Origin of the sequence: Natrinema salifodinae (genome assembly GCF_900110455.1) — an archaeon.
In the GTDB taxonomy this organism is placed as follows: Archaea; Halobacteriota; Halobacteria; order Halobacteriales; family Natrialbaceae; genus Natrinema; species Natrinema salifodinae.
Map to the genome: position 1 here is coordinate 22,572 of NZ_FOIS01000001.1, position 22,826 is coordinate 45,397.

Sequence of the window (22,826 nt, forward strand, 5' to 3'; positions counted from 1 at the left end):
TCGTCTCACTCGAGTACGGCCCGCACCTGAAGGTACTCCACGCGGATCGCGTTGTCGCCGAACCACTCCTCGAGGGCCGCGACCGCGTCCCGGCGGAGCGCGGCCCGAGCCTCGTCGTCGTCCATCTGCCGGAGGACCGGCGAGAGCGGCCCCGACTCCTCGGCGAACTCCCGCCAGAAGTGGTGCGGCGTCGCGTACCGGAACTCGAGCAGCCGCCGCTGGAACGACAGGTCCGTTCCGTCGAACTGTTCGCGGACGAACTCGGGGTCGCCCCACTGGAGGTGCGACCACGGATCGCTCGGCGATTCCGCGACGTGGTCGGTCAGCACCTCCGTGAGGTCCCCGACGACGCCGTTGGGCGACCAGGCGGTGAAACAGACCCGGCCGCCGGACCTGGTCACCCGGCATAGCTCCGCGCCGGCCTGCGTCGAGTCCGGCGCGAACACGTGCCCGAAGTTCGAGAGGACGACGTCGAACGCGCCGTCGGGTACGGGGAGGGTCTCGGCGTCGCCGGTGAGCCAGCCGATGTCGTCGTAGCCAGCCAGGGAGGCGTTGTCGCGGGCGAGTTCGAGCATCCCGTGGGCGAGGTCGACGCCGACGACCTCGGCCCCCGCGCGGCGGGCGGTCAACGCGGCGTTGCCCGTCCCACAGCCGACGTCGAGGACGCGGTTGCCCGGATCGATCCCCGCGACGTTGATCAGGCGCGCGATCGCGGGCAGCATGTTCGGCGCCATCGCGGGGTATCGGCCGGCCGACCAGACGTGGCGCGTCGATCGGTCGTCGGAGTGGCTCGGGTCGTTCATACGCCGTGTGGGCGCGCCACGGACAAAAATCGGTTGTCGGAGCCGGCGTGCGCGCCGGAGCCAGGCGGACACGGCGGCGCGGAATCGACGGCGGAGGCGAGCGGCCGCTTTTAGGGATCGGGCTGCTAGCGAGTACCGATGAGCACCGCCCGAGAACAGTTCGACGTCGGCGGGATGAGCTGCTCGTTCTGCGCCGAGAGCATTCGGAAGGCGTACGACCGCACCGACGGCGTCGCGGACGTCGACGTGAGCCTCGCCCACGAGGAGGTGCTGGTCCGGTACGACGACGACCGGGTGAGCGAGGTCGACCTGAAGGACACGCTGCGGGACCTCGGCTACACCGTCCGCGATCCGGACAAACGGGAGCGATTCCGCGAGCAGCAAGCGGAGCTCGCGACCGGCAAACGGCGGCTCGCCCTCGCCGGCGGCGCGTCCGCGCTCACCGCCGCCCTGATGGGGTGGATGATCGTCGGCACGGGACGGTTCGAGTCGGACTCGCTACCGATGGATCTGGTCGCGCTGGGCCTGGCGCTGGGAACGATGGTCGGCCCCGGGCGCTACATCCTCGAGAAGGCGTACAACAGCCTCCGCCGGGGCATCTTCAACCAGCACGTCCTGCTCGAGGCCGGTGCGCTTGCCGGTCTCCTCGGCGGTTTCCTCGGTCTGGCGGTCTTCCCCGCCTTCCCGACGGTGCACTTCTTCGCCGTCTCCGTCTTCATCACCACCTACCACGTCCTCTCGGAGTACACCAGTCTGCTCGTCCGCACCCGCGCGTCCCAAGCGGTTCAGGACCTGCTCGAGCTGCGGCCGGAGACCGCCCGCCGCGTCGCCGACGACGGCACCGTCGAAGAGGTCGCCGTCGACGAGATCGATGAGGGCGACCGCGTCCGGATCAAACCGGGCGAGCACGTCCCGGTCGACGGCGTCGTCCGCGAGGGCGAATCGACCGTCGACGAGTCGGTCGCGACCGGCGAGTCGATCCCCGAGGAGAAGGCGCCTGGCGACGAGGTGATCGGCGGCAGCGTCACCGAGACCGGGACGCTGCTCGTCGAGGTGACCGCGACCGGCTCCGACGCGTTTCTGAACCAGATCGTCCACGAAATCGAGGAGGCCCGCGCGATGAAACCGGGAATCGTCCGGCTTGCCGACCGCGTCCTCAGGTACTTCGTGCCGGGCGTGCTCGCGATCGCTGCGCTCTCGTTTCTCTTCTGGGTCGTCGTCCCGGCCGCCTGGCCGGCCGGGCCGTTCGGAACGGGACCAAATGTTCAGCGGGGTGCGTTCGCCGCGTTGGCTGTCCTCGTGCTCGGCTACCCCTGCGCGCTCGGGATGGCGACGCCGCTGGCGCTCATCCGCGGCGGCGGGGCAGCGGCGAACCGCGGCGTCCTGCTGCGGTCGGGCGACGCCTTCCAAATCCTCCCCGAGGTCGATCGGATCGTCTTCGACAAGACCGGGACGATCACGGTCGGCGAGCCGGCCGTCGCGGAGATCGCGCCGCTGGCGGCCGAGACCGACGAGGAAGCCGTGCTCGCCGCGGCGACGGGCGCCGAAGCGTTCAGCGAACACCCGCTCGCCGACGCCGTCCTCGAGTGCGCGGATGAGCGGGAGGTATCCTCCGTCGACCCCGACGCGTTCGACTCCGTGACCGGCAAGGGCGTCCGCGCGTCGGTCGACGGAGACGAGGTGCTCGTCGGGAAGCCCGCCTGGCTCGAGACCGACGGCATCGACGCGTCCGGGGCGGCCGCGGAGATCGAGCGCCTCCAGCGCCGCGGGTTGACGGTCTCGGGCGTCGCGCGCGACGGAGAGCTGATCGGCCTGCTCGGCATCGGCGACGAGATCAAGGACGACGCCGCCGAGACCGTCCGACGGTTGCGGGCGGCGGGAATCGCGCCCGTGATGATCACCGGCGACGACGAACTGACCGCAACGGCCGTCGCGGAAGCGGTCGGTATCGACCGCGTGATGGCCGACGTCCGCCCCGACGAGAAGCGCGACGAGATCGGTCGGCTGCAGGACGCGGGCCACCGTGTGGCGATGGTCGGCGACGGGATCAACGACGCGCCGGCGCTCACGCAGGCCGACGTCGGGATCGCGATCGGGGCCGGGACGGACGTCGCGATCGAGTCCGCCGACGTCGTCCTCGTGGGCGAGCGCCTCGGCGGGGTGAGCGACGCCTACGAGATCGGCCGGGAGAGCTACCGGAAGACGAAACAGAACCTGGCCGCCGCGTTCGCGTTCAACGGGCTCGGCGTCGCCGCGGCGACGACGGGCCTGGTCCACCCGGTGTTCGCGATGATCGCGATGGTGCTGTCGGTCTCGGCCGTCCTCGCCAACAGCTTCGCCGGCCAGTTGCTCTCGGGCGAGGGGGTCAACGCGGCGTTCGCCGTCCGAGAGAATCGCTCGGAGGACGACTCCCCGGTAGCGTGATCGGACCGCGACGACCGCGCGACCCGCGGACCGATCGGTGACGGTCGCTCGTTAGGCGGTCCCGGGCACCTCGTAGCCGGCCTCGCGGATGGTGGTATGGAGGTCGTCGTCCGTCACCCCCTCGTCGACGACGACCTCGACAGTCTCGCCCTCGTGGTCGGCCTCGACCCGCGAGACCGCGTCGAGGGTCGCGAGCGCGCTCTCGACGGTCCGTTCGCAGCCGTCGCAGGACATGCCGCTGACGGAGATCGTCGTGCGTTCCATGCGAGCGGGTTGGCCGTCCAGCCCGAAGACCGTTCCGCCGACGCTCGCTGCCGTCCACCGCCGTCGTGTGACCGCGACCGGGCCGGACCCGATCGGGCCAGGCGGGCCAGGCCGCGGGACGCGGAGTCCCACCTCCCCCACCGACGTTTTGGAACTCGCCGTCGTCGCACGTCCCATGGCGCAATCGAAGACGGCCGTCATCGCCGGCGTCGGCCCCGGTCTCGGTGAATCGATCGCCCGCAAATTCGTCGCAGAAGGCTGTCGGGTTGGCCTGTTCGCCCGCTCGGCGGAGTACCTCGACGACCTGGCTGCGGACCTCGGCGACGACACTGTCGCCGTCCCGACGGATATCACCGAGCCCGACCAGGTCGAAGCGGGGTTTCGCGAGGTCCGCGACGAGTTCGGCCCGGTGGACGTGCTCGTCAATCACGCCAGCGGCGGCGCCTGGCGGGGGCTCCGGGACGTCGACCCGGACGAGTTCGAACGGGCCTGGCGCGTCTCGGCCTACGGCGCCCTGCTGTGCTCCCGGGAGGCGGTCGACGACATGCTCGCCGCGGATGGGGACGAGGACGGCGGGACCGTCATCTTCACGGGCGCGACATCGGCGGTGCGCGGCCGGGGCGGCGCGATCGGGTTCAGCGCAGCCAAGTTCGCCGTCCGCGGGATGGCTGAGTCGATGGCCCGCGAACTCGGACCGGAGGGGATCCACGTCGCCCACGTCGTAATCGACGGCCAGATCGAGACGCCGTCGGTCCGCGAGTCCCGGCCCGACCGCGACGAGGACGAGTACCTCGACCCGGACGCGATCGCCGACTCCTACTGGCACCTGGTGACCCAGGACCGGTCGGCCTGGACGCTCGAACTCGATCTCCGGCCGCACGTCGAGGAGTTCTGAGCGGGCGCTGGAGCCGCCGTCGCGGCCCGTGACCGTACCGGCAGCACCCGGTGCCTGCGCTTGCACCGTCCCCGGTCTATGCTCTCGGTTAGCATAGCGGTGCGTATGACCGAGCGACCGTTCGACCGCGCGTTCGACTTCCTGCACGTCAACCACCGGCCTGACAAGCCCCGCGAGAAAGGCATCACCGAGATCCGCGGCCCCTACTACGACCCGATGGGGCCGCGCGAACTCAGAGATATCCTCGAGACGATGGGTTGGTACGTAGACATCTACAAGTACTCCGGCGGCTCGTTCGCCCTAATGGACCGCGAGACGGTCCGGGAACTCAACGAGATCTGCCACGAGCACGACGTGCAGGTCTCCACCGGCGGGTTCGTCGAGAACGTGCTCGTCCGGGACAACGATCAGGTCGAAGCGTACGTCGAAGAGGCCGACGACCTCGGCTTCGACATCGTCGAGATTTCGTCCGGATTCCTCGCCATCGACACCGACGACCTGGTCGCGCTCACGGAACTGGTCGCCGACCGCGGCCTGCAACCGAAACCCGAGATCAACGTCCAGTTCGGCGCCGGCGGCGCCTCGAGCGAAGAGGAACTCCTCTCGGAGGTACAGCAGGATCCCCGCCTGGCGATCGAGGAGGGACGGCGCCACCTCGACGCCGGCGCGTACAAGCTGATGGTCGAGGCCGAGGGGATCACGGAAAACGTCACTGACTGGCGGACGGACGTGGTCTACGAGATCGCGAGCGAACTCGGCATCGAAAACTGCGTTTTCGAGGCCCCGGGACCGGAGATGTTCGAGTGGTATCTCAAGAACTTCGGGCCGAACGTGAACCTGTTCGTCGACAACTCTCAGATCGTCGAACTCGAATGTCTGCGCTCCGGGCTGTGGGGGAAGACGACCTCGTGGGGACGGGTCGCCTCGTACGAGCGCGGTCCCGATGAGTAGCCGCGGATCGCTCGCCTCGATCCGGAACCGAACCCCCAGTTACCCGTCGGGCTGCCGATCGACGGCCTAGCGTTATCCGCCCGGGGGTGGATCGTCCGCTATGACGCGCGTCGCGCTGATCGCCCACGACGAGAAGAAGCCGGATCTCATCGAGTTCGCGCAGGAGCACGAGACGCAGTTGCGCGAGTACGAACTGACTGCGACCGGGACGACCGGCAAACGGCTGCTGGAGGAGACCGACCTCGACGTCGATCGCAAGGAGTCGGGCCCGCTCGGCGGCGACCTGATGATCGGAGCGGAGGTCGCTGAGGGGAAACTCGACGGAATCGTCTTCCTCCGCGATCCACTGCGGGCCCAGCCCCACGAACCCGACATCTCGGCGCTGTTGCGCATCTGCGACGTCCACGACACCGCGCTGGCGACGAACCTCGCGTCCGCGCAGTTTCTCATCGAGGGCCTGGCGGAGTAAGCCGAGCGGGTCGTCGCTGACGACCGACTCGTCGCGATCGCCCCGTCTTCAGCGGGAAGGGATACCTTCAACCGGGTCGAGCCCCCCGTGACGTCTATGATACGGGCGGTCGTCTTCGACCTTGATTACACGCTCGCCGTTCCCCGCCGCGATCGGGCGACGATCCTCGCGGAGGCCGCGTCGGCGGCGGGCGCGCCCTCGCTGACCCGCGAGGAGTACCTGGAGGCCCACCGCCAGAACCTCACCAGCGAGACGCGCGAGCCCATCTTCGCCGACCTCCTGGCGGACCGCGAGAGCGACGCCGATCCCGCCGCCGTCGCGACGGCCTACCGCGAGACGATCGCCGACGCCCTCGAACCGCTGCCTGGCGTCGAGGACCTGCTCGCCGCCCTCCGGAAGGAGTACGCGGTCGGCCTGCTCACGAACGGCCCCGTGCGCGCCCAGCGGGACAAACTCGAGACGCTGGGCTGGGAAGACGCGTTCGACGCCGCCCTCGTCACCGGCGAGCTCGCGGCCGGCAAGCCGGACCCGCGGGCGTTCGAGGCGATCGCGAGCGAACTCGGCGTCGTGCCGGACCAGGCGGTCTACGTCGGCGACGACGTCGAGACCGACATCGGCGGCGCCACCGAGGTCGGCATGGCCGCGATTCAGGTGCTGCTCGCGGACGGACCCGGGCCGGACCCGCGGGCCGTCGCGCACGTGGACCAGGCCGAGGTCGCGACTGCGGTGCCGGAGCTCGTCGCGGAGCTCGATTGAGCCGGCTCGAGTAGCAGTCCACGCGCGACGGACAGTATCCGTTAGTCGCCGAGCTGGTTCGCCGAGACTGGCTCTGACGACTGTGCGGAGGTAGCGGAGCTGGTGGCGGTCGAATCGAGGTGCCGAACGAGCGAACTACTCACGATCTGCTGGGCGACGTGAAATGCGGTTATGCTGGCGATGATCGCCCCGCCACCGAACACCGCCCCGACCATCACCGATACGCTCAGGTTCTTCATCGAACTGGAGAAGAGCACGGAAAGACACTCGTCGCTCCGCAATCCACGCGCGTACAACGCGTAGGCGATCCCCGCACTGAGACACAGTGCCGCGATCGCGATACCGCAGACGATCGCGAGTTGAAAGACGTCGACGGAGAGGGTGGAATCCCCGACGCCGACGTAGATCACGATCCCGAGCGTCGCGACGGAGAATCCGTCCAATTGGCCGTCGGAAACGGTCCCGTTCGGGACGAGACGTGCGAGCACTCCCGCGCCCAGAATGATAGTCCCGAGTTCGACGATCATCTCGGCGGCGGAGAGGTCGACCGGCGAATCGGCAAAGAGCGCGATAGTGGTCGGCATCGCGAGCGGCGCGAGGAGCATCGAAGCGAGGACGATGACCGTCGCCAGGAGCGCGTTTCCCCCGCTCAGGCGCGTCCAGATGATCGAACTGCCGGCGGCCAGCGGTGCGGAGAGGACGATGAGGACGCCGAGTAAGACGTCCCCGGAGAGAACCAGGGCGGCGATCGGGTACAGCGCGATCGGCACGAGCAGATAGAGACAGCCGAGCGAGGCGATGATTGGGATCGAGAGAGCCCGCACCGAGAGATCGGCGAAACTGAACCCGTAAAACGCCGTGAAGACCAGTCCGGCGACGAGAATCGGGAGTATCGGCTGAAGGGGGGCGGAGAACGCGGGATACGCTACGCCGGCGAGCGTGGCGGCCAGTACGACGAACAGCGACCGCTGTGATCGAACGAGAGTCCGGAAATGATTCATTGATCGGTCGATAGCCGCGAATATTCGAAACGGGGGATATAGGTCTTTTCAAGCGCTCTTCAGCCAGATTCAACCAGACAGTCGCCCGTAATTTGAGTGGGAACATCTCCCACGACAAGCGCTGCCGCTATCAGGGTCGATACTACCCGCGAGTTCCACGACCGATTTCGAACACAGAAACCGTGCTACTAGCTACAGCGACTGGTCCGCCTCGCGTACCGCGCGGCTCACGCGCTGAAGGACGTCCGTCGCCCGCTTGACCTCGGCCCCGCTCTCGACGAACACGAGCGTTCGCGGCGGCGTCGTCGCTTTCGGTCGCACGCGAAGTTCGAGGTCCGACGCCGCGTCGGCCGCGACGTCCTGGGCCGCCGCGAACTCGATGTGAGCGCGGTCCTCGTGGACGAAGGCGCGAGCAATCCGCTCGTCACGGTCGTCGTGTGCGATATCGTACGCCCGAGCGCCGTCCGCCGTCGGTTCGACGTCGCGATCGGCGTTCGTCACCGCAAAATACTCGAGTTCGCCGTCCTCCCGCCCGTCGATCTCGCTCGAGAGGAGTTCAGCGATCCGCCGGCCGTCGGTGATCCGGTCCTCGACCATGCCCGACGCTCGGGGTTCGGGAACTAACTCTCTTCGGCTTCGAGCACGGCCGATCGAGCGACAGGCACCAGGTCGTCCACGTCGAGTCCCTCCCGCCTGGCGTAGACGACCGCGGCGGCTTCGATGGTCAACCCCAACTCCTGTTGAAGGGTGTTGATCGCGCCGACGGCCTCGTGTTTCTCCACGCCCTCGGCGACCAGCGAATCGAGGACGCGCTCGAACGCGGACCGCTCGCGCAGGAGGTCCTCGTCGGGCACGAACTCCTCGGGAACCGTCACTTCGGCGGGATCGAACGTCACCGCGAGGGCGTCGTCCTCGCGCTCGAGCAGTCCCTCCTGGGTGGCGACGTCGATCAGCCGCTTGGACTGGTCGGGGGAGAACCAGTCGCGATCGAGCGAGAGGGCGACGACGAACTCGTTTTCCTTGAGGCGACGGGTGCCGTTCTGGATGAACGGGGCGGCGACCGCGACGCGAAGGCTCATCGGAGACGACTCTCTCGAGGGGTGAGATAACGATGGCGGTTCCGGCCGATCCGTGGGTGACGTCGACTCGCGAGTCCGCGAGTCGGGGAAAACGGTGGTCGACCGCGGGCTGATCGCCCGATCGACCGCCGGCTACCGGGTGTGGGAGGCCCGGAGATCAGTCCGAGGCGCGTCCCCCGCCGCCGTTGCGGTCGGCGCGGGACGGCGGCGGAAATTCCGCTGCGGCCGGGTCCGGGGTTTCCGGAAGGACGCAGCGGTCGGGTTCGCGGTTGACGTGGCGGTATTGCTCCGGCGCGTTCGCGAGCGGGTGGGCGGGATTCTGATCGCTATCGATGCGGGCCGCTCGGACCTCGTCGAAGCCGTTGAGTCGGGCTTGGATGCCGCGCCAGTGATACCGCGTCGCGGTCGGGACGGAGACCGGCTGCGGCGATTTTCCGTCCGGATGCTGTGTCGCGAGGATGGAGCTGTTGACGTTGCTGGCGAGCGCGTCGTGGTCGATGAGGACGCCGACAGATGTGTCTCGCGGTGCACGCGCGGCGAGGACGTCCAAGCCGAGGTGCAGCGCCCGATACTCGGCAACGTTGTTGTCCGGCGGCGCGTCCGCGGTCGCAACGCGTGCGACACGGGTGCCGTCGCGCGTTTCGATTACGGCGCCCAGCCCGCCGCCCGACTCCCGGAAAGACCCGTCGGTGGCGACGTAGAAGTCTCGATGATGAGTCCGGGGAGGGTGGGCGATGTGGGGCGTGGGCGATTCGTCGAACAGGTCCCGCAGTGCGGGCCGGCCGTGAGCGGCCATACAATCGAATAAGTGATTCGCCACCTTAACTATTCTGTCCGTGGTAACGAATGCCACGGCTGAACGAATAGGATCGTCGATCGGGTCCAGAGCGATTCAATCTAGCTAGGTAAAATTCTGGTTGGAGAATACACAAATCAACGAGAAATACTATCTCCGGTATTTCATCCGATTTTATTTGTGTCACAATACCTATATATCGGTGTAGAATGTGTTGGGTTATGTCGTGGGATACTAGCCAACGTTCAACGCGGCGGTCGTTCCTAACGGCCGCGGGTGCATCGTCAGTGGTGGCGGTTGCCGGCTGTCTCGGTGAGGAAGGCGACGACACCGACGAAATCGTTATCACGCTGTCGCAGTTTCCGGACACCGTCGATCCGATCGACCACATCACGGGCGACTACTTCGACGTCTTCGATCACGTCTACGAGCCGCTGTTTAACATCGAACCAGGCGAGGCGCCTGAACCCCGCGTCATCGAAGACTGGGAACACGACGACGGGGCAGTCGACCTGATGCTGCGCGACGACGTCCAGTTCCACGACGGACAGGACCTGACCGCCGAGGACGTCGTCTTCACGCTGCGCCGGCAGATCGACCCGGAGTTCGGCACTGCGTCCTCGCAAGTCGCCGGTCTAGGGTCGATCGAGGGCGCGGAGCCCGTCGACGAACACACCGTCCGGTTCGAGTACAGCGGCGCGTCGGCGCTGGCGGAGTACGAGTTCGGGAACTACGCCCGCGCGATGAACGCCGAGTGGGCACAGGAACTGGGCGCTGAAGACGACGAGATCACCGGCGACTCCGCCGACGTGTTCAACGGCACCGGGCCGTACGAGGTCGTCGACTTCACGCCAGGCACCCGAATCGAACTCGAAACATTCGACGACTACTGGGGCGAGGACCCGCCGGTCGAGCGGCTCGTGTTCAACGCCGACGAAGAGTCAAGCGGCCGCGTCTCGGCGCTCGAGGCCGGCGAGTCCGACCTCACCATCAACGTCCTCCCGGAGGACGTCCAGCGGGTCAACGACGAACAGGATACCGAGGCCCGCCGCGTGACCAGCTTCCGGAACATCTTCTGCCCGATGAAAAACGAGTCGGAGCCCTTCGACAGCCAGGCGTTCCGCCAGGCGATGAACTACGCCGTCGACAACCAGGCGGTCATCGACAACGTCCTCAGCAGTTTCGGCGAACCGATGAGCCAGCCCACGCCGCCGGGGGTCAACGGGTACAACCCCGACCTCGATCCGTATCCGCACGATCCCGACCAGGCGGAGCAACTCGTCGAGGAGAGCGGGTACGGCGGGGTCGAGATCGAACTGGTCGCTCCGCAGGGGCGATACCTCAACGACGCCGACGTCGCCGAGACCGTCGCCGACCAGATCGATCAGCTCGAGACCGTCAGCTGCAGCGCTGACGTCGTCGACTTCGGGGTCGTCTCCGACGCCAACTCCGCGGGTATGGACGACTACGAGATCCCGTTCTTCATGATCGGCTGGGGCGTCATCACCGGCGACGCCGACTACGGCGTCTCCGGGTTCTTCCAGGAGGGCGGCGGCGTCCAGAGCTTCCGCGACGAGGAACTCGACCAGGCGATCGAGGAGAGCAAGGGGATCGAGGATCCCGAGGAGCGCGAACAGCAGCTCCAGGCGGTAAACGAGATGGCCCGCGAGAAGGCGCCGTGGATCTTCCTCCACCTCCAGGAGAGCATCTACGGCGTCCACGAGGACGTCGAATGGGACCCTCGCGAGGACGAGAGCGTCTGGGTCTGGGAGATGAACACGTGAGCGCGGTCATCCGCATCGGAGAGCGAACCGGAACCGGTTACCGACGGTACGGACCCGCAGTCGCGGTCGCACCCGCCTACCCTCGATCAACGAACGTCAGATGTCCCTCGCAAAGTTCCTGCTAACGCGACTCCTCCAGGGCGTGTTCGTCGTCTGGGGAGTGGTCACCGTCATGTTCGGACTGCGAGCGGTCTCGCCAGGCGATCCCGCCAATCTTATCGTGGGAGAGGCGGCCGATCCGGCGATCCGCGACCAGGTCCGCGAACAGTACGGACTGAACGAACCGATATACGTCCAGTACTTCGACTACGTACGGGGGATGGTCGTCGGCGACTTCGGCTACTCGTTCCAGTCGGGTCGGGAAGTCGAGGCGATGGTCGTCGAGCGGATCCCGGCAACCCTCGAGTTGGCCGTCGCGGCGACGGTCATCGCGATCGTCATCGCGGTGCCGCTCGGCGTGGTCAGCGCGTCCCGCCGGAACGAGCCGGCCGACTACGGGGCGACGCTGTTCTCGCTGGTCGGCATCTCGACGCCGAACTTCTGGCTGGGACTGATGCTCATCCTCCTCTTCGCCGTTCGGTTTCAGGACCCGATGGAGGCGATCCTCGGGTTCTCGTTCCCGACCGGTCGCCGACCGGTCGGGCTCGGCGAGGCCGCGCTCACGCTCGCGACGACCGGCAACGCCGGCGGCCTCTTCACCTGGCTACGCCACATCGCGCTGCCGGCCATCACGCTCGGGACCTACTTCACGGCCCTGATCACGCGGCTGACCCGCAGCGGCATGATCGACGAACTCGGCAAGCCCTACGTCGCGGCGACCGAGGCGAAGGGGCTGCCGGGCGCGCTGATCCGATACAAGCACGTGCTGCGGAACACGATGATCCCGATTATCACCGTGCTCGGGCTCCAGCTCGGAACGCTGATCGGCGGGGCCGTCATCACGGAGACCGTCTTTAACTGGCCCGGACTCGGCGACCGGCTCATCCAGGCGCTCAACTCCCGTGACTGGCCGCTCATGCAGGGGATCATCGTCTTCATCGGCATCGGCTTCGTCCTGATCAACATCGCCGTCGACACGCTCTACGCATCGCTCGATCCGCGGGTGACCGACGAATGATTCCGGACCGACTCAAAGCGAACCTGGGACGGGAGTTCCGACGGAGCCTGCTGGCGAAACTGGGGCTCGTCCTCCTGGCCCTGATCCTGTTCATGGCCGTCTTCGCACCGCTGCTCGCGACTCACAACCCGACGCGGACGGGGTATCTCGACGAGAACGGCAACGAGTACCCGCCGCTCGGGACCGAGTACACCACCCAGATCGGCGAGGACGGCGAGTTCGTCGACGTCGAGGTCGAACCGACGAGCGAGCACATTCTCGGGACGAACAACATCGGCCAGGACGTCTTCTCTCGCCTGGTCTACGGCGCGCGGACGTCGCTGCTGGTCGGCCTGCTGGGCACCGGGCTCGCGGTGCTCATCGGCGTCCCGTTCGGCCTGATCGCGGGCTACTACGGGGGACGCGTCGACGACGCGATGATGCGGATCGCCGACGTGATGCTCGCGTTCCCGTCGCTCGTGCTCGCGCTCGCCCTGATCGGCGTCTTCGGGACGGCCGGGTTCAGCGTCCCCGATCCGATCGTGACGGCCGGCCTGGCCGACGGGATGCCGGCGAGCACGACCATCCCGGGGACCGTGACGATCGTCGTCGCGCTGGTCACGTGGGTCTGGTTCGCCCGCGTGGCCCGCGGCGAAGCGCTGTCGATCCGCAACGAGGAGTACGTCACGGCCGCGCGGAGCCTCGGCGCGAGCGACCGGACGATCCTACTGAAACACGTCCTGCCGAACAGCCTCACGCCGGTGATCGTACTCGCGACGATCCAGGTGGCTGCAGTGATCCTCCTCGAGAGTTCGCTGTCGTTCCTCGGGTTCTCCGGGACGACGCTCTCGTGGGGGTACGAGATCCAGCGGGGGCAGGACTACCTGTACTCGCGGTGGTGGATCGCGACGGTTCCGGGGATCGGGATCGTCCTGTCGGTGATCAGCGTCAACCTGCTGGGCGACTGGTTCCGCGACGCACTGGACCCGAACATCGAGGGAGAAGGACGATGACGGAAGACATACTCCGAGTCAACAGGCTTTCGACGCGATTCTTCACGCAAGAGGGACAGGTAAACGCCGTCGACGACCTCGACCTGCGGATCGAGCGCGGCGAGGTCTTCGGTATCGTCGGCGAGAGCGGTTCCGGGAAGAGCGTCACCGCCAGGTCGATCGTCGACCTGATCGAGTCGCCAGGCGAGATCACCGACGGGACGATCCGGTTCAACGACGCAGAGTTGGCCGCGGCGGTCCGCGAGGACCACCCCGGGGCGGTCGACGGTGACTTCGTCGACCTTCGGGCGGTCCCCGAGCGGCTCCGGCGGTCGCTCCGGGGGACGTCCTTCAGCATGATCTTCCAGGACCCCGAGAGCAGTTTCAACCCGAGCCTCACGGTGGGAGAACAGCTCGCTGAGGCCGTGGAGGTCCAGCGGCGGGCCAGCGCGACCCCGCGGTCGACGCGGGCCCGAACGAAGTCGTCCGAGTACTCGCTGGGCAATTTCGTCCTCTCGGCGATGCTTCCCTCCCGGCGATACGTCAGCGAGGAGAGCCGCGAGCGGGCGATCGAACTGCTCGAACTGGTCGGCATCCCCGACCCGGTCGAGCGGGCCGACGAGTACCCCCACGAGTACTCCGGGGGGATGCTCCAGCGGGCGATGATCGCCCAGGCGCTGGCCGGCGAGCCGGACGTGCTGATCGCCGACGAGCCGACGACGGCTCTGGACGTAACCATCCAGGCCCAGATCTTAGATCTGCTCGACGACCTCCAGCGCGAGACCGGGATGACGATCCTCTTGATCACGCACAATCTGGGCGTCGTCGCGCGGATGTGCGACCGCGTCGGCGTCATGTACGCCGGCGAGATCGTCGAACGGGGCACCCTCGCGGACGTCTTCGACGACCGGGTCCACCCCTACACCGAGGGCCTGCTCGGGTCGATCCCCGATCTCGAAGGCGTGCGCGGACGCCTCGACCCGATTCCGGGCAACGTCCCCAGCCTGCTCGACGCGGAGATGGGCGACCGGTGTCACTTCGCCGACCGCTGTCCGAAGGCCATGGCGGACTGCCTCGAGCATCCCCCCGAGTACCCGGCCGCGGGCAGCGAGCACCACCAGGCGCGCTGTGTCCTCGCCGAGATGGAGTACGATCCGGCAAGGGCGCTGCCGGAGGGCTACTTCGACGAGACGGAACGGCCTGCCGCCGACAAACACGCGGGCCCGGAGGAACCCGAGGAGGAGCCGCCCGAAGAGCGACGGCATCCGCCGGCCGAGACCACCGGAGGTGAACACCAGTGAGCGCCGACGAGCCGCTCGTTCGCGTCGACGACCTGCAAAAGTACTTCTGGGAGAACGACTCGCTGCTCGACCGGCTGCTGGGCGACGAGCCCGTCCCCGTTCGCGCCGTCGACGGCGTCAGCTTCGACATCTACGAGGGCGAGACGCTCGGCCTGGTCGGCGAGTCCGGCTGCGGGAAGTCGACGGCCGGCGAGACGCTGTTGCGCCTCCGGGAGCCGACCGACGGCCGGGTCGAGTTCGACGGCGAGAACGTCTACGACCTCGGCGGGGACCGTCTCGACGCGTTCCGGAACGCGGCCCAGATCGTCTTTCAGGACCCGTTCTCGAGTCTCGACCCGCGGATGACCGTCGGCGACATCGTCAGGCAGCCCCTGGACATCCACGACGTCGGCACCGACGCGGAGCGACGAGAGGGGGTGCGGGACCTGCTCGAGCGCGTGGGACTCTCGGCCGATCAGCTCGACCGCTACCCTCACGAGTTCTCCGGCGGGCAGCGCCAGCGGATCGGCATCGCCCGCGCGCTCGCCTTGGAACCCGACTTCGTCGTGCTCGACGAGCCGACCTCGGCGCTCGACGTCTCGGTTCAGGCGCAGGTGCTGAACCTGCTCGACGACCTTCAGGACGAGTTCGACCTGACCTACCTGCTGATCAGCCACGACCTCTCGGTCATCCGGCACGTCTGCGATCGCGTGGCCGTGATGTACCTCGGCGAGATCGTCGAGATTGGCCCCGTCGAGGAACTGTTCGAGGCGCCGAAACACCCCTACACGCGGGCGCTGCTCGAGAGCATCCCGCGGGCCTCGACGGACGAACGGGAGCGCGACCGGGAGACGCTGGCCGGCGACGTCCCCTCGCCGCGGGACCCGCCCAGCGGCTGTCGGTTCCGCACCCGGTGTCCGCTGGTGATCCCGCCGGCCGATCTCGAGATCGACCAAGACGTCTACCGCGTCCTCATGACGCTGCGCGAGCGGATCGAGCGGCGCGATATCTCCCTCGAGTCGGTCGGCGAGGGTAATCGGTTCGAAACCGACGACGGCGGCGTCCCCGACGACGAGGTACCCGCGTTCGTCGCGACGCTGAAGGCACGCCTGGTCGACGTCGATCTGCCGCCCCGCCACGACGCGGTCGTCGAGGACGCGCTGGCCGACCTGGCGGCGGCGGACTGGGAGGCGGCCGCCGAGCGATTGCAGGCCAAATACGAGAGCGTCTGCGAGCGATCCCATCCCGGACTCGGGGATGACGGTCACCCCGTGGCCTGTCACTGCTACGGCGAGGCGAGCGAGCGGACGCCCGAGCCCGCCACCTGGCGGTGACGACATCGGCGACCCGGCTATTGCCGGCGTCAGTCGGTACGCGAGACAGTCAATAGAATGGATAGAACGCCGTATTTCGGCGTATTCCGGCGTTTGCGGGCCCGTACCGATTCTGTCCCGTGGTCGGGGACGAAACACCGTTTGCGGGGACCCAATCTGTATTGGCAGCAGGTGTAATACCGCTGCGTGTTTGGTACAGGTATGAACCAAACGAACGGCAGTCGGATGGAAGCCGCCTGCTCGCTGCTCGCGGAGTCGGAACGGCGGTTTCTGCTCTATCAGTTAGCGGACGATCGGACCGTCAACCTCGAGGACGTCATCACGCAGGTCGCCGCCTGGGAACTCGACGCCCATCCCGAGGCGATCGACAAGGAGACCAGACAGCGCGTCTACGTCTCGCTGGTCCACAACCACCTGCCGCGACTCGCGGACTACGACATCATCGAGTACGACCTCCGGAGCGGCGACATCGTGCTGACCGAGGGGTTCGAGGACATCAAGCCCCTGCTCGAGCAGTTCCGCCAGACCGAGGAGGAGCGCGAACTCCGCGAACTGCCTCCGCTCTGAGTCGAGTCGGTCCGTTCCAGTCCGGTCCGCACTGCCCCGTCCGTTCTCCGCCGGTTCGATAGCCGGACGTTCGCTCTCGACCGTCGTCCTGCCACGCTTGCGCGCTTTCCGCCCCTCGTTCGGCTCCGATCGTTCGATATGCTGACCGTTCACCGCCGCGGTAATTTCGAATCGAAACCAATAGGGGAACCCTAGCGAGACTGCCACTGTGAGCCGGTACCGAAATCTCGCACTGTTTCTGATACTCGCAACGCTGTGGGGATCCGCGTTCGTCGCGATCAGCGCCGGCCTCTCCTATCTCCCGCCGGTCCTGTTCGCGGCGCTGCGCTACGACGTCGCCGGCCTGCTGATGCTCGGTTACGCCGCCTACGCCGTCGACGCCTGGCGACCCAGCGATCGAGCCGAATGGGCGCAGGTCGCCGTCGGCGCGGTGTTGCTGATCGCGGCCTATCACGCGCTCCTCTTTATCGGCCAACTGAACACGACGGCCGCCGCAGCCGCGATCCTGGTAAGTCTCTCGCCGGTCCTGAGCACCGGGTTCGCGCGCCTGCTCGTCCCATCGGACGCGCTCTCGCCGGCGGGCGTCGTCGGCGTCGTCGTCGGCCTGGTCGGCGTCGGCGTCATCGTCCAGCCCGATCCCGCGAACCTGCTGGCGGCCGACTCGGTCGCGAAGGGCCTGGTCTTCTGTGCCGCGGCGGCGTTCGCGCTCGGTAGCGTCCTCACCCGTCGTATCGACGCCGGGCTCCCGATCGAAACCATGGAGGCCTGGTCGATGCTCGGCGGCGCGGCCGTGATGCATCTCGTGAGCCTGGCGATCGGCGAACCGGTCGAGCCGTCGGCGTGGGTCCACCCCGAGGCGCTCGGCGCGCTCGCGTACCTCTCGCTGGGCGCGAGCGCGGTCGGCTTCCTCATCTACTTCGACCTGCTCGATCGACTCGGGGCCGTCGAGATCAACATGGTGTCGTACGTCGCGCCGATCGTCACCGCGGTGGTCGGCTGGCTCTACCTCGACGAGGTCGTCGACGCGGCGACCCTGATCGGATTCGGGCTGATCGCGGTGGGGTTCCTGCTCGTCAAGCGGCGCGCGATCCGGCGGGAGTTCGGCCACGTTCGGTCCCGGGGCTCGAGCGAGTGAGCGGCGCGATCGACGGCACCGACGGCCGCGAGCGGCCGTTTCGCCTGCCGTAGGCATCGCCTACGGCCACGCGAACGGACGGAATCGGAGAAACGTACGACGGAAGCAACGGACGCGACGGACCCGCGGCCGGAATCACTGGCGGTACGCGTGTCCGACGTACAACGCGAGGAGATTCCCGAGTATCAGAGCGAGAAAGACGCCGCCTTCCAGCGAGGACGACAGCCCGGTCGCGAGCAACGGGAGGTAGAGGACCGGGAAGACGATCGCCGTCCAGAAGCCCGCCGCGCGGATCGGCGTGGCGAGTTCCGGCGCCGCGCGTTCGAGGACGCCGTGGTCCTCGTCCTCGCGGTCGTCCGGGGCGTTCGAATTCGAACTCGATCTCGAACCGGCGGATCGTCGCTCGCGGAGCGGGGATGAACTCGCCATCAGAATCACCTACGGGATTTCGTTTGGCCCGATGCCGCAAATACCGGGCCGACCGTTCGGATCAGTTACCGCGGATTCAACGAGATATACCCGGCTGAACGGCTCGTTTACTCGAGAAATATTTTGTTCCAGTCAGCAAAAACGGCTCGCACGGAGCCGCGCCGACGCGTCCCCGTCGCGTTCGACTACGCCGAGGTTGGCCGGCCGATATCGGATATCGGCTATCGATATGGCGGTAATCGGAATACCCGGCCGGTCCGAGTATCCGGTTCCGTCAGGAGGGGATCCCTCGACCGACCGAGTCCATCAGTTGGTCGGTCCGTCGGCGTCGAGCCCGAAATCGTCGTCTAACGCGTCGCCAGGCGAGTCGAGCACGACGCTCTCGCCGGCGGTCATGGAATCGCCGACGTCGACCGCGACGTCCTCGATGTCGACCGCGGGCGGGAAGAGGAGGTCGACCCGGCTCCCGAAGGCGATGTGGCCGATGCGCTCGCCGCGCTCGAGGTCGTCGCCGCGCTCGGCGTAGGGGTGGATGCGGCGGGCGAACGCGCCGGCGATCAGCGTGACTTCGGCGTCGTGGGCCGGCTCGTCAGGGTGGGCGGTCGGATCGTCCGCGACCGGCTCGCCGCCGTCGTCCGCGACCGTCGCCGGTTCGTCCTCGTCGCCAGTCGACGGCAGGTTCGGCGAGTCGGTCGCGAGGCGGACGTGGACGCGTTCGTTGCGATCCGATTCCTTCGAGAAGGCGGGCCGGTTCGCGCCGGAGACGTGTTCGACGTCGGTAACGCGTCCGTCGAAGGGCGCGCGGACGACGTGGACGTGCCAGACGTTCATGAAGACACCCAGGCGGACCCGATCGCCCTCCTCGCGGAGCACGGAGACAGTGCCGTCGGCCGGCGAGACGACGCCGGTCGGCGGCGGGGTGCGTTCGGGATCGCGGAAGAACGCGAGGGTTCCGACGCCGACCGCCAGGGCGACCAGGCCGACGGTGGCGCTGTAAAGGAGGGCAAACGGGGCTGCGAGCAGAGGGAGGATCGCGTACTTCCAGGCCCCCGGCGCGACGTTCATGGGCTAGGTGACGGGATCGGATCGTATGGCCGTTACGGATCGAGACCCGAACTGTAGCAGCCACCCAACCGTCCTGTAGCGGCTCCGTAGGTGAGACGACCGAGACGTACAACGTGGCACGGCGAAACCGAAGCCGCGTTCGGGGACCCTGTAGCCGGGTATTCGGCTACTACACAATGCCGCCGGTCCTACCGGACGATTCTTCAGTTACGGCCACTGTTCTCGTCCGATCAGCCGTTTCGGACCGCGTTTTTCGGACACTAGTGGGACTCCTGTCGTGTCGTCAACCGAGAATAACAATGTGGCTCTTCGTGCCGCAAGCGGTCACAGCAATGAAACGACGAACGTACCTCGGCGCGGCCGCTGCGGCCGTTCTGGCGGGTTGTTCGAGCAGCGAAGAGGCGAACGAGGCTACTCCGGGCGACGAGTCCGAATCGGACGACGGGGGATCGGACGGAGACAACGCGGAACCCGAGACGTTCGACGACTTCGAGGAACTGGATCAGTGGACCGCAGAGATCGGCACGCTCACCGCGGACGAGGAGCGCTCGGCCACCGGCACCCAGTCCGCCCGCCTCGAGGCGGGAGATGGCGACGACCAGATTCGGCTCGTCCAGGAGCTGTCGGAACCTCGTGACTTCTCGGGCGTGCGGCCGAGCCTGGCGATCTCGACGGAGGAGGAGGCCGACGTCGTCATCCAGCTGATCGACGAGGACGGCGACCGGATCGACTTCCGCCAGCGGATGCACGCCGGAACGCCGCTCGCGCAGTGTAACTTCGGGATTAGCAGTCTCGAGGGCGAGCCGGACCTGAGCGCGGTGGCGGAGATCCAGCTCATCCGCTGGACGGGCGAGGACGACAAGGGATCGGTCTGGATCGACGACCTCCGGTTCGCCGACGCTCCGGAGCCCGGCCAGGTCATGCTCCAGTTCGACGGCGGCTACGAGTCCGACTACACGCACGCGCTGCCTGTCCTCGAGGAGTACGACTACCCCGCGGTGTCGTTCCTCACGACAGAGCGGATCCGCGAGGACGAGTCCGCTCAGGGTGACCACCTCATCCGCGACCAGGTAGGCGAACTGGCCGACGCCGGCTGGACGATCGGGAGCTACTCGGCGCGGGGTCTGAACCTGGTCGATCCGTCCGATGACCGCGACCCCGAAGCCGAGATCAGCGACGCCGTCGACTGGCTCGAAGACGAGGGCTTCGAAGACGGCGCGCAATACTTCTCCTATCCGCTCGACCGATACGACGGCGACGTCCTCGACCTCGTCGCCGACCACCACGAGGTCGCCTTCGCCGGCCGCTACCCGTCCCACGGGGAGCCCGCGAATCCGCACCTCTGTCCGCGCGTCTCCAGTCCCAGCGCCAGCCAGGCGCGGACGGCCCTCGATCTGACCGCCGAACTCGGCGGCATCACGGCGATTTCCTTCGGCGAACTCGACAACGGAAGCCGGTCGGTCCTCGAGGAGACGGTCGCGCACCTCGACGAACTCGAGTCCGCCGGCGATCTCGAGGTGATCCTCCCCGAGGACATCCACGCGTAACGCCGTCGCCTCCGATCGAGCCCGCTCCCGTCGCGATTACCGGCCGCCGACCGGGATCGTGAACGTGAACGTCGACCCCTCGCCTGGCTCGGAGTCGACCCAGATGCGGCCGCCGTGGCGCTCGACGATGCGACGACAGAGCGCCAGGCCGATGCCGGTGCCGTCGTACTCCTCGCGGCTGTGGAGCCGCTGGAACACCCGGAAGACGCGGTCCTGCTCGTCGGGATCGATTCCGATTCCCTCGTCGGCGACCGATAGTTCCCAGGTCCGGCCGCTGCGATCGACCCCGACGTGGATCCGCGGGGGGTCGTCGCCGCTGTACTCGATGGCGTTCGACAGCAGGTTCTGGAACAGTTGGCGAAGCTGTCGCGGGTCGCCCTGGACCGCGGGTAACGACTCGGTCGTGATCTCGGCGGCTTCCTGCTCGATCATCACCTGAAGGTCGGTCAGGACGTCGTCGAGCACGTCGTCGAGATCGACGGGCTCGAACGGATCGCCCTGCGAGTCGATTCGGGAGTACTCTAAGAGCCCGTCGATCATCCCGCGCATGCGGTCGGCGCCGTCGACGGCGTACTCGATGAACTCCCGGCCGTCAGCGTCGAGGTCGTCGGCATACCGGTTCTCGATCAGCTGCAGGTAGCTCGAGACCATTCGGAGGGGTTCCTGCAGGTCGTGGGAGGCGGCGTAGGCGAACTGCTCTAACCGCTCGTTCGAGGCTTCGAGGTCCGCCACGGTTTCGTTAAGGCGACGCTCGTACCCCTGGCGTTCGATGGCGGTCGCGAGAATCGTCGCGACGCTCTCGAGGAAGTCGACGTCGTGGTCGGCGAACTCCCGCCGGTCGGTGTCGTAGACGCCGAGGACGCCCCACGGATCGGCCGACGAGCCGACGGAGACGCTGACGCCGCTGCGGACGTCGCGATCGGTCAGCAACGACGGGCCGTCGAACCGGTCGTCTGTTTCGAGGTCCTCGACGACGACCGGGCCGTCGTTCGTCAGCGTGGCGGCGGCCAGCGAGTCCGGCGCCGTCGCGGACGTCGTGGCGTCGTCGAACGAGGCGCCGGGGTCGTTATCGGCGCGGACCCGAAGCCGGTCGGCATCGGCGTCCGGGCCTGTCACCTCGCGCTCGAGGACAATCGCGTATTCCGCGTCGAGCGCGGCCGCGACCAGTTCGGTTGCTTTCGGAAGGAGATCGTCGATGTCGGCGTTCTCGAGGGCGTACCGACCGAGATACGAGACCGACTCGAGCTGAACGACCTTCTCGGTTAGGGTGTGTTCGGCCCGTTTACGCGGCGAGATGTCCCGAAAGAGGCCGACGAAGTAGCGGTCGCCGTCGTAAGTGAAGTCGTTGAGCGAGACGCCCAGCGGGACCTCGTGTCCGTCCTTGTGTTGGCCGGGGAGCTCGACGTAGGTCCAGTTGATGTGTCGCTCGCCGGTCTCGAGGTACCGCTGGAGCGCGGAGAGGTGTGTTTGGCGCAGCCGCTGCGGGATGATCTCGACCTGGCTCGATCCGACGAGTTCGTCGGGGTCGTAGCCGAGGATGCGCCCGACGGCAGGGTTAGCGTACTGGATATCGCTGTCAGTGTCCAAAACGATGATGCCGTCGGGGAGCGCGTCGGCGAGCGCCTCGAAGGTTCGCCCGTACGTGAGCTCGGAACGGGCGTCCGACACCGACCCGCCGTCGCCCGATCGGGGTCGGACGATCCCGGTGATCGACGGCTGCTGGTCGACCTCAGCCGCTGTTCCGGCCGCACTCGGCCCCCGTTCGAGGTGGACGGTACAGGGAAGCGTCTCCGTTTTCGTCCGAAGCGAGATCGTCGCCGAGATCGGCGATCCGTCGTCGAGGGCCGCGACCAGCGACTCGAAACCCTTCCCCTCCCCCTCGTCGGCGACGAGTGCGTCGAACGACCGGTCGCGGAGTTCGGCGCGCGTGTAGCCGGTCAGCCGAGCAAACGCGTCGTTGGCGGCGATGATCGTTCCGGCCGGCGTCGCTCGGAAGCAGGCGATCCCTGCCGCTTCGAGCAGTCCCGCCATCCGGAAATCGGTCGACTCCACGTCAACACCGGTCTCCTCGGGGGCGGACTCGTGTGGCGGGCCGGATCCCATCGTCGTGGCTTCGACCGTAGCGTAGATAAGGTCTGTGAAACCCGGGACCACTTCCC

General features: G+C 67.5%; 22 protein-coding genes. 13 read left to right on the forward strand and 9 right to left on the reverse strand.

All coding sequences use genetic code 11. The features are described 5' to 3' along the window. Nucleotides 1-5: 5 nt before the first annotated feature. The gene (locus BMY29_RS00125) at nucleotides 6-803 is read right to left on the reverse strand and encodes a class I SAM-dependent methyltransferase (RefSeq protein ID WP_049991673.1); all 798 of its coding nucleotides are present in this window, start codon (nucleotides 801-803) and stop codon (nucleotides 6-8) included. A 138-nt stretch (nucleotides 804-941) separates the two neighbouring features. Between BMY29_RS00125 and BMY29_RS00130 the strand changes: the two genes are divergently transcribed. Then, entirely contained in the window at nucleotides 942-3,227 is a 2,286-nt protein-coding gene (locus tag BMY29_RS00130; protein ID WP_049991672.1) for a heavy metal translocating P-type ATPase, read from the forward strand. 51 nt (nucleotides 3,228-3,278) lie between these two features. Here BMY29_RS00130 and BMY29_RS00135 read toward each other — a convergent pair whose 3' ends face one another. Beyond that, on the reverse strand, nucleotides 3,279-3,491 hold the full coding sequence (locus tag BMY29_RS00135; protein ID WP_049991671.1) for a heavy-metal-associated domain-containing protein: 213 nt from the start codon (nucleotides 3,489-3,491) through the stop codon (nucleotides 3,279-3,281). Between the two features lie 175 nt (nucleotides 3,492-3,666). Here BMY29_RS00135 and BMY29_RS00140 point away from each other — a divergent pair, with 175 nt between their 5' ends. The 4 genes from BMY29_RS00140 to BMY29_RS00155 all read left to right on the forward strand — a co-directional run bounded on the left by BMY29_RS00140 (nucleotide 3,667) and on the right by BMY29_RS00155 (nucleotide 6,562). Continuing rightward, on the forward strand, nucleotides 3,667-4,386 hold the full coding sequence (locus BMY29_RS00140) for an SDR family NAD(P)-dependent oxidoreductase (protein WP_049991670.1): 720 nt from the start codon (nucleotides 3,667-3,669) through the stop codon (nucleotides 4,384-4,386). A 105-nt stretch (nucleotides 4,387-4,491) separates the two neighbouring features. Beyond that, nucleotides 4,492-5,337 (forward strand): phosphosulfolactate synthase, encoded by an 846-nt coding sequence (locus BMY29_RS00145; RefSeq protein WP_049991669.1) that lies wholly within the window; start codon nucleotides 4,492-4,494, stop codon nucleotides 5,335-5,337. 100 nt (nucleotides 5,338-5,437) lie between these two features. Further along, a complete protein-coding gene (locus BMY29_RS00150; protein WP_049991668.1) occupies nucleotides 5,438-5,806 on the forward strand; it encodes a methylglyoxal synthase in 369 nt (122 codons plus the stop codon). A 96-nt stretch (nucleotides 5,807-5,902) separates the two neighbouring features. After that, the gene (locus BMY29_RS00155) at nucleotides 5,903-6,562 is read left to right on the forward strand and encodes an HAD family hydrolase (protein ID WP_049991667.1); all 660 of its coding nucleotides are present in this window, start codon (nucleotides 5,903-5,905) and stop codon (nucleotides 6,560-6,562) included. Nucleotides 6,563-6,603: 41 nt separating this feature from the next. Here BMY29_RS00155 and BMY29_RS00160 read toward each other — a convergent pair whose 3' ends face one another. The 4 genes from BMY29_RS00160 to BMY29_RS00175 all read right to left on the reverse strand — a co-directional run bounded on the left by BMY29_RS00160 (nucleotide 6,604) and on the right by BMY29_RS00175 (nucleotide 9,438). Beyond that, complete coding sequence (locus BMY29_RS00160) at nucleotides 6,604-7,563, reverse strand: bile acid:sodium symporter family protein (RefSeq protein ID WP_049991666.1); 960 nt, start codon at nucleotides 7,561-7,563, stop codon at nucleotides 6,604-6,606. A 192-nt stretch (nucleotides 7,564-7,755) separates the two neighbouring features. Further along, the gene (locus BMY29_RS00165) at nucleotides 7,756-8,160 is read right to left on the reverse strand and encodes a DUF7993 family protein (protein ID WP_049991665.1); all 405 of its coding nucleotides are present in this window, start codon (nucleotides 8,158-8,160) and stop codon (nucleotides 7,756-7,758) included. Between the two features lie 23 nt (nucleotides 8,161-8,183). Then, nucleotides 8,184-8,642: a DUF2240 family protein gene (locus tag BMY29_RS00170; RefSeq protein WP_049991664.1), complete on the reverse strand. Its 459-nt coding sequence runs from the start codon at nucleotides 8,640-8,642 to the stop codon at nucleotides 8,184-8,186. Between the two features lie 157 nt (nucleotides 8,643-8,799). Continuing rightward, a complete protein-coding gene (locus BMY29_RS00175) occupies nucleotides 8,800-9,438 on the reverse strand; it encodes a ribonuclease H family protein (protein WP_049991663.1) in 639 nt (212 codons plus the stop codon). A 221-nt stretch (nucleotides 9,439-9,659) separates the two neighbouring features. Between BMY29_RS00175 and BMY29_RS00180 the strand changes: the two genes are divergently transcribed. From BMY29_RS00180 to BMY29_RS00210, 7 genes are all read left to right on the forward strand, one after another. Continuing rightward, nucleotides 9,660-11,222: an ABC transporter substrate-binding protein gene (locus tag BMY29_RS00180; protein WP_074854587.1), complete on the forward strand. Its 1,563-nt coding sequence runs from the start codon at nucleotides 9,660-9,662 to the stop codon at nucleotides 11,220-11,222. A gap of 100 nt (nucleotides 11,223-11,322) precedes the next feature. Further along, nucleotides 11,323-12,339: an ABC transporter permease gene (locus tag BMY29_RS00185; protein ID WP_049991662.1), complete on the forward strand. Its 1,017-nt coding sequence runs from the start codon at nucleotides 11,323-11,325 to the stop codon at nucleotides 12,337-12,339. Beyond that, entirely contained in the window at nucleotides 12,336-13,331 is a 996-nt protein-coding gene (locus BMY29_RS00190) for an ABC transporter permease (protein ID WP_049991661.1), read from the forward strand. Before BMY29_RS00185 ends, BMY29_RS00190 begins: the two co-directional genes overlap by 4 nt. Further along, nucleotides 13,328-14,611, forward strand: a complete 1,284-nt coding sequence (locus BMY29_RS00195) for an ABC transporter ATP-binding protein (protein WP_049991660.1) — start codon at nucleotides 13,328-13,330, stop codon at nucleotides 14,609-14,611. The genes BMY29_RS00190 and BMY29_RS00195 overlap by 4 nt, the downstream gene beginning before the upstream one ends. Next, complete coding sequence (locus BMY29_RS00200) at nucleotides 14,608-15,924, forward strand: ABC transporter ATP-binding protein (RefSeq protein ID WP_049991659.1); 1,317 nt, start codon at nucleotides 14,608-14,610, stop codon at nucleotides 15,922-15,924. The genes BMY29_RS00195 and BMY29_RS00200 overlap by 4 nt, the downstream gene beginning before the upstream one ends. Before the next feature lie 201 nt (nucleotides 15,925-16,125). After that, nucleotides 16,126-16,491, forward strand: coding sequence for a DUF7344 domain-containing protein (locus tag BMY29_RS00205; RefSeq protein WP_049991658.1), 366 nt, complete (start codon nucleotides 16,126-16,128; stop codon nucleotides 16,489-16,491). A 208-nt stretch (nucleotides 16,492-16,699) separates the two neighbouring features. Beyond that, a complete protein-coding gene (locus tag BMY29_RS00210; protein WP_049991657.1) occupies nucleotides 16,700-17,626 on the forward strand; it encodes a DMT family transporter in 927 nt (308 codons plus the stop codon). A 135-nt stretch (nucleotides 17,627-17,761) separates the two neighbouring features. Here the strand turns inward: BMY29_RS00210 and BMY29_RS00215 are convergent, their stop codons facing one another. Continuing rightward, entirely contained in the window at nucleotides 17,762-18,055 is a 294-nt protein-coding gene (locus BMY29_RS00215) for a DUF8028 family protein (protein ID WP_049991656.1), read from the reverse strand. Between the two features lie 306 nt (nucleotides 18,056-18,361). Further along, the gene (locus tag BMY29_RS00220) at nucleotides 18,362-19,120 is read right to left on the reverse strand and encodes a protein sorting system archaetidylserine decarboxylase (RefSeq protein WP_049991655.1); all 759 of its coding nucleotides are present in this window, start codon (nucleotides 19,118-19,120) and stop codon (nucleotides 18,362-18,364) included. A gap of 332 nt (nucleotides 19,121-19,452) precedes the next feature. Between BMY29_RS00220 and BMY29_RS00225 the strand changes: the two genes are divergently transcribed. Further along, nucleotides 19,453-20,667 carry a polysaccharide deacetylase family protein gene (locus tag BMY29_RS00225; protein ID WP_049991654.1) on the forward strand — a complete coding sequence of 405 codons (1,215 nt, stop codon included), beginning with the start codon at nucleotides 19,453-19,455 and terminating at the stop codon, nucleotides 20,665-20,667. 36 nt (nucleotides 20,668-20,703) lie between these two features. Here BMY29_RS00225 and BMY29_RS00230 read toward each other — a convergent pair whose 3' ends face one another. Beyond that, nucleotides 20,704-22,770, reverse strand: coding sequence for a PAS domain-containing sensor histidine kinase (locus tag BMY29_RS00230; RefSeq protein WP_074854636.1), 2,067 nt, complete (start codon nucleotides 22,768-22,770; stop codon nucleotides 20,704-20,706). Between the last annotated feature and the right edge of the window lie 56 nt (nucleotides 22,771-22,826).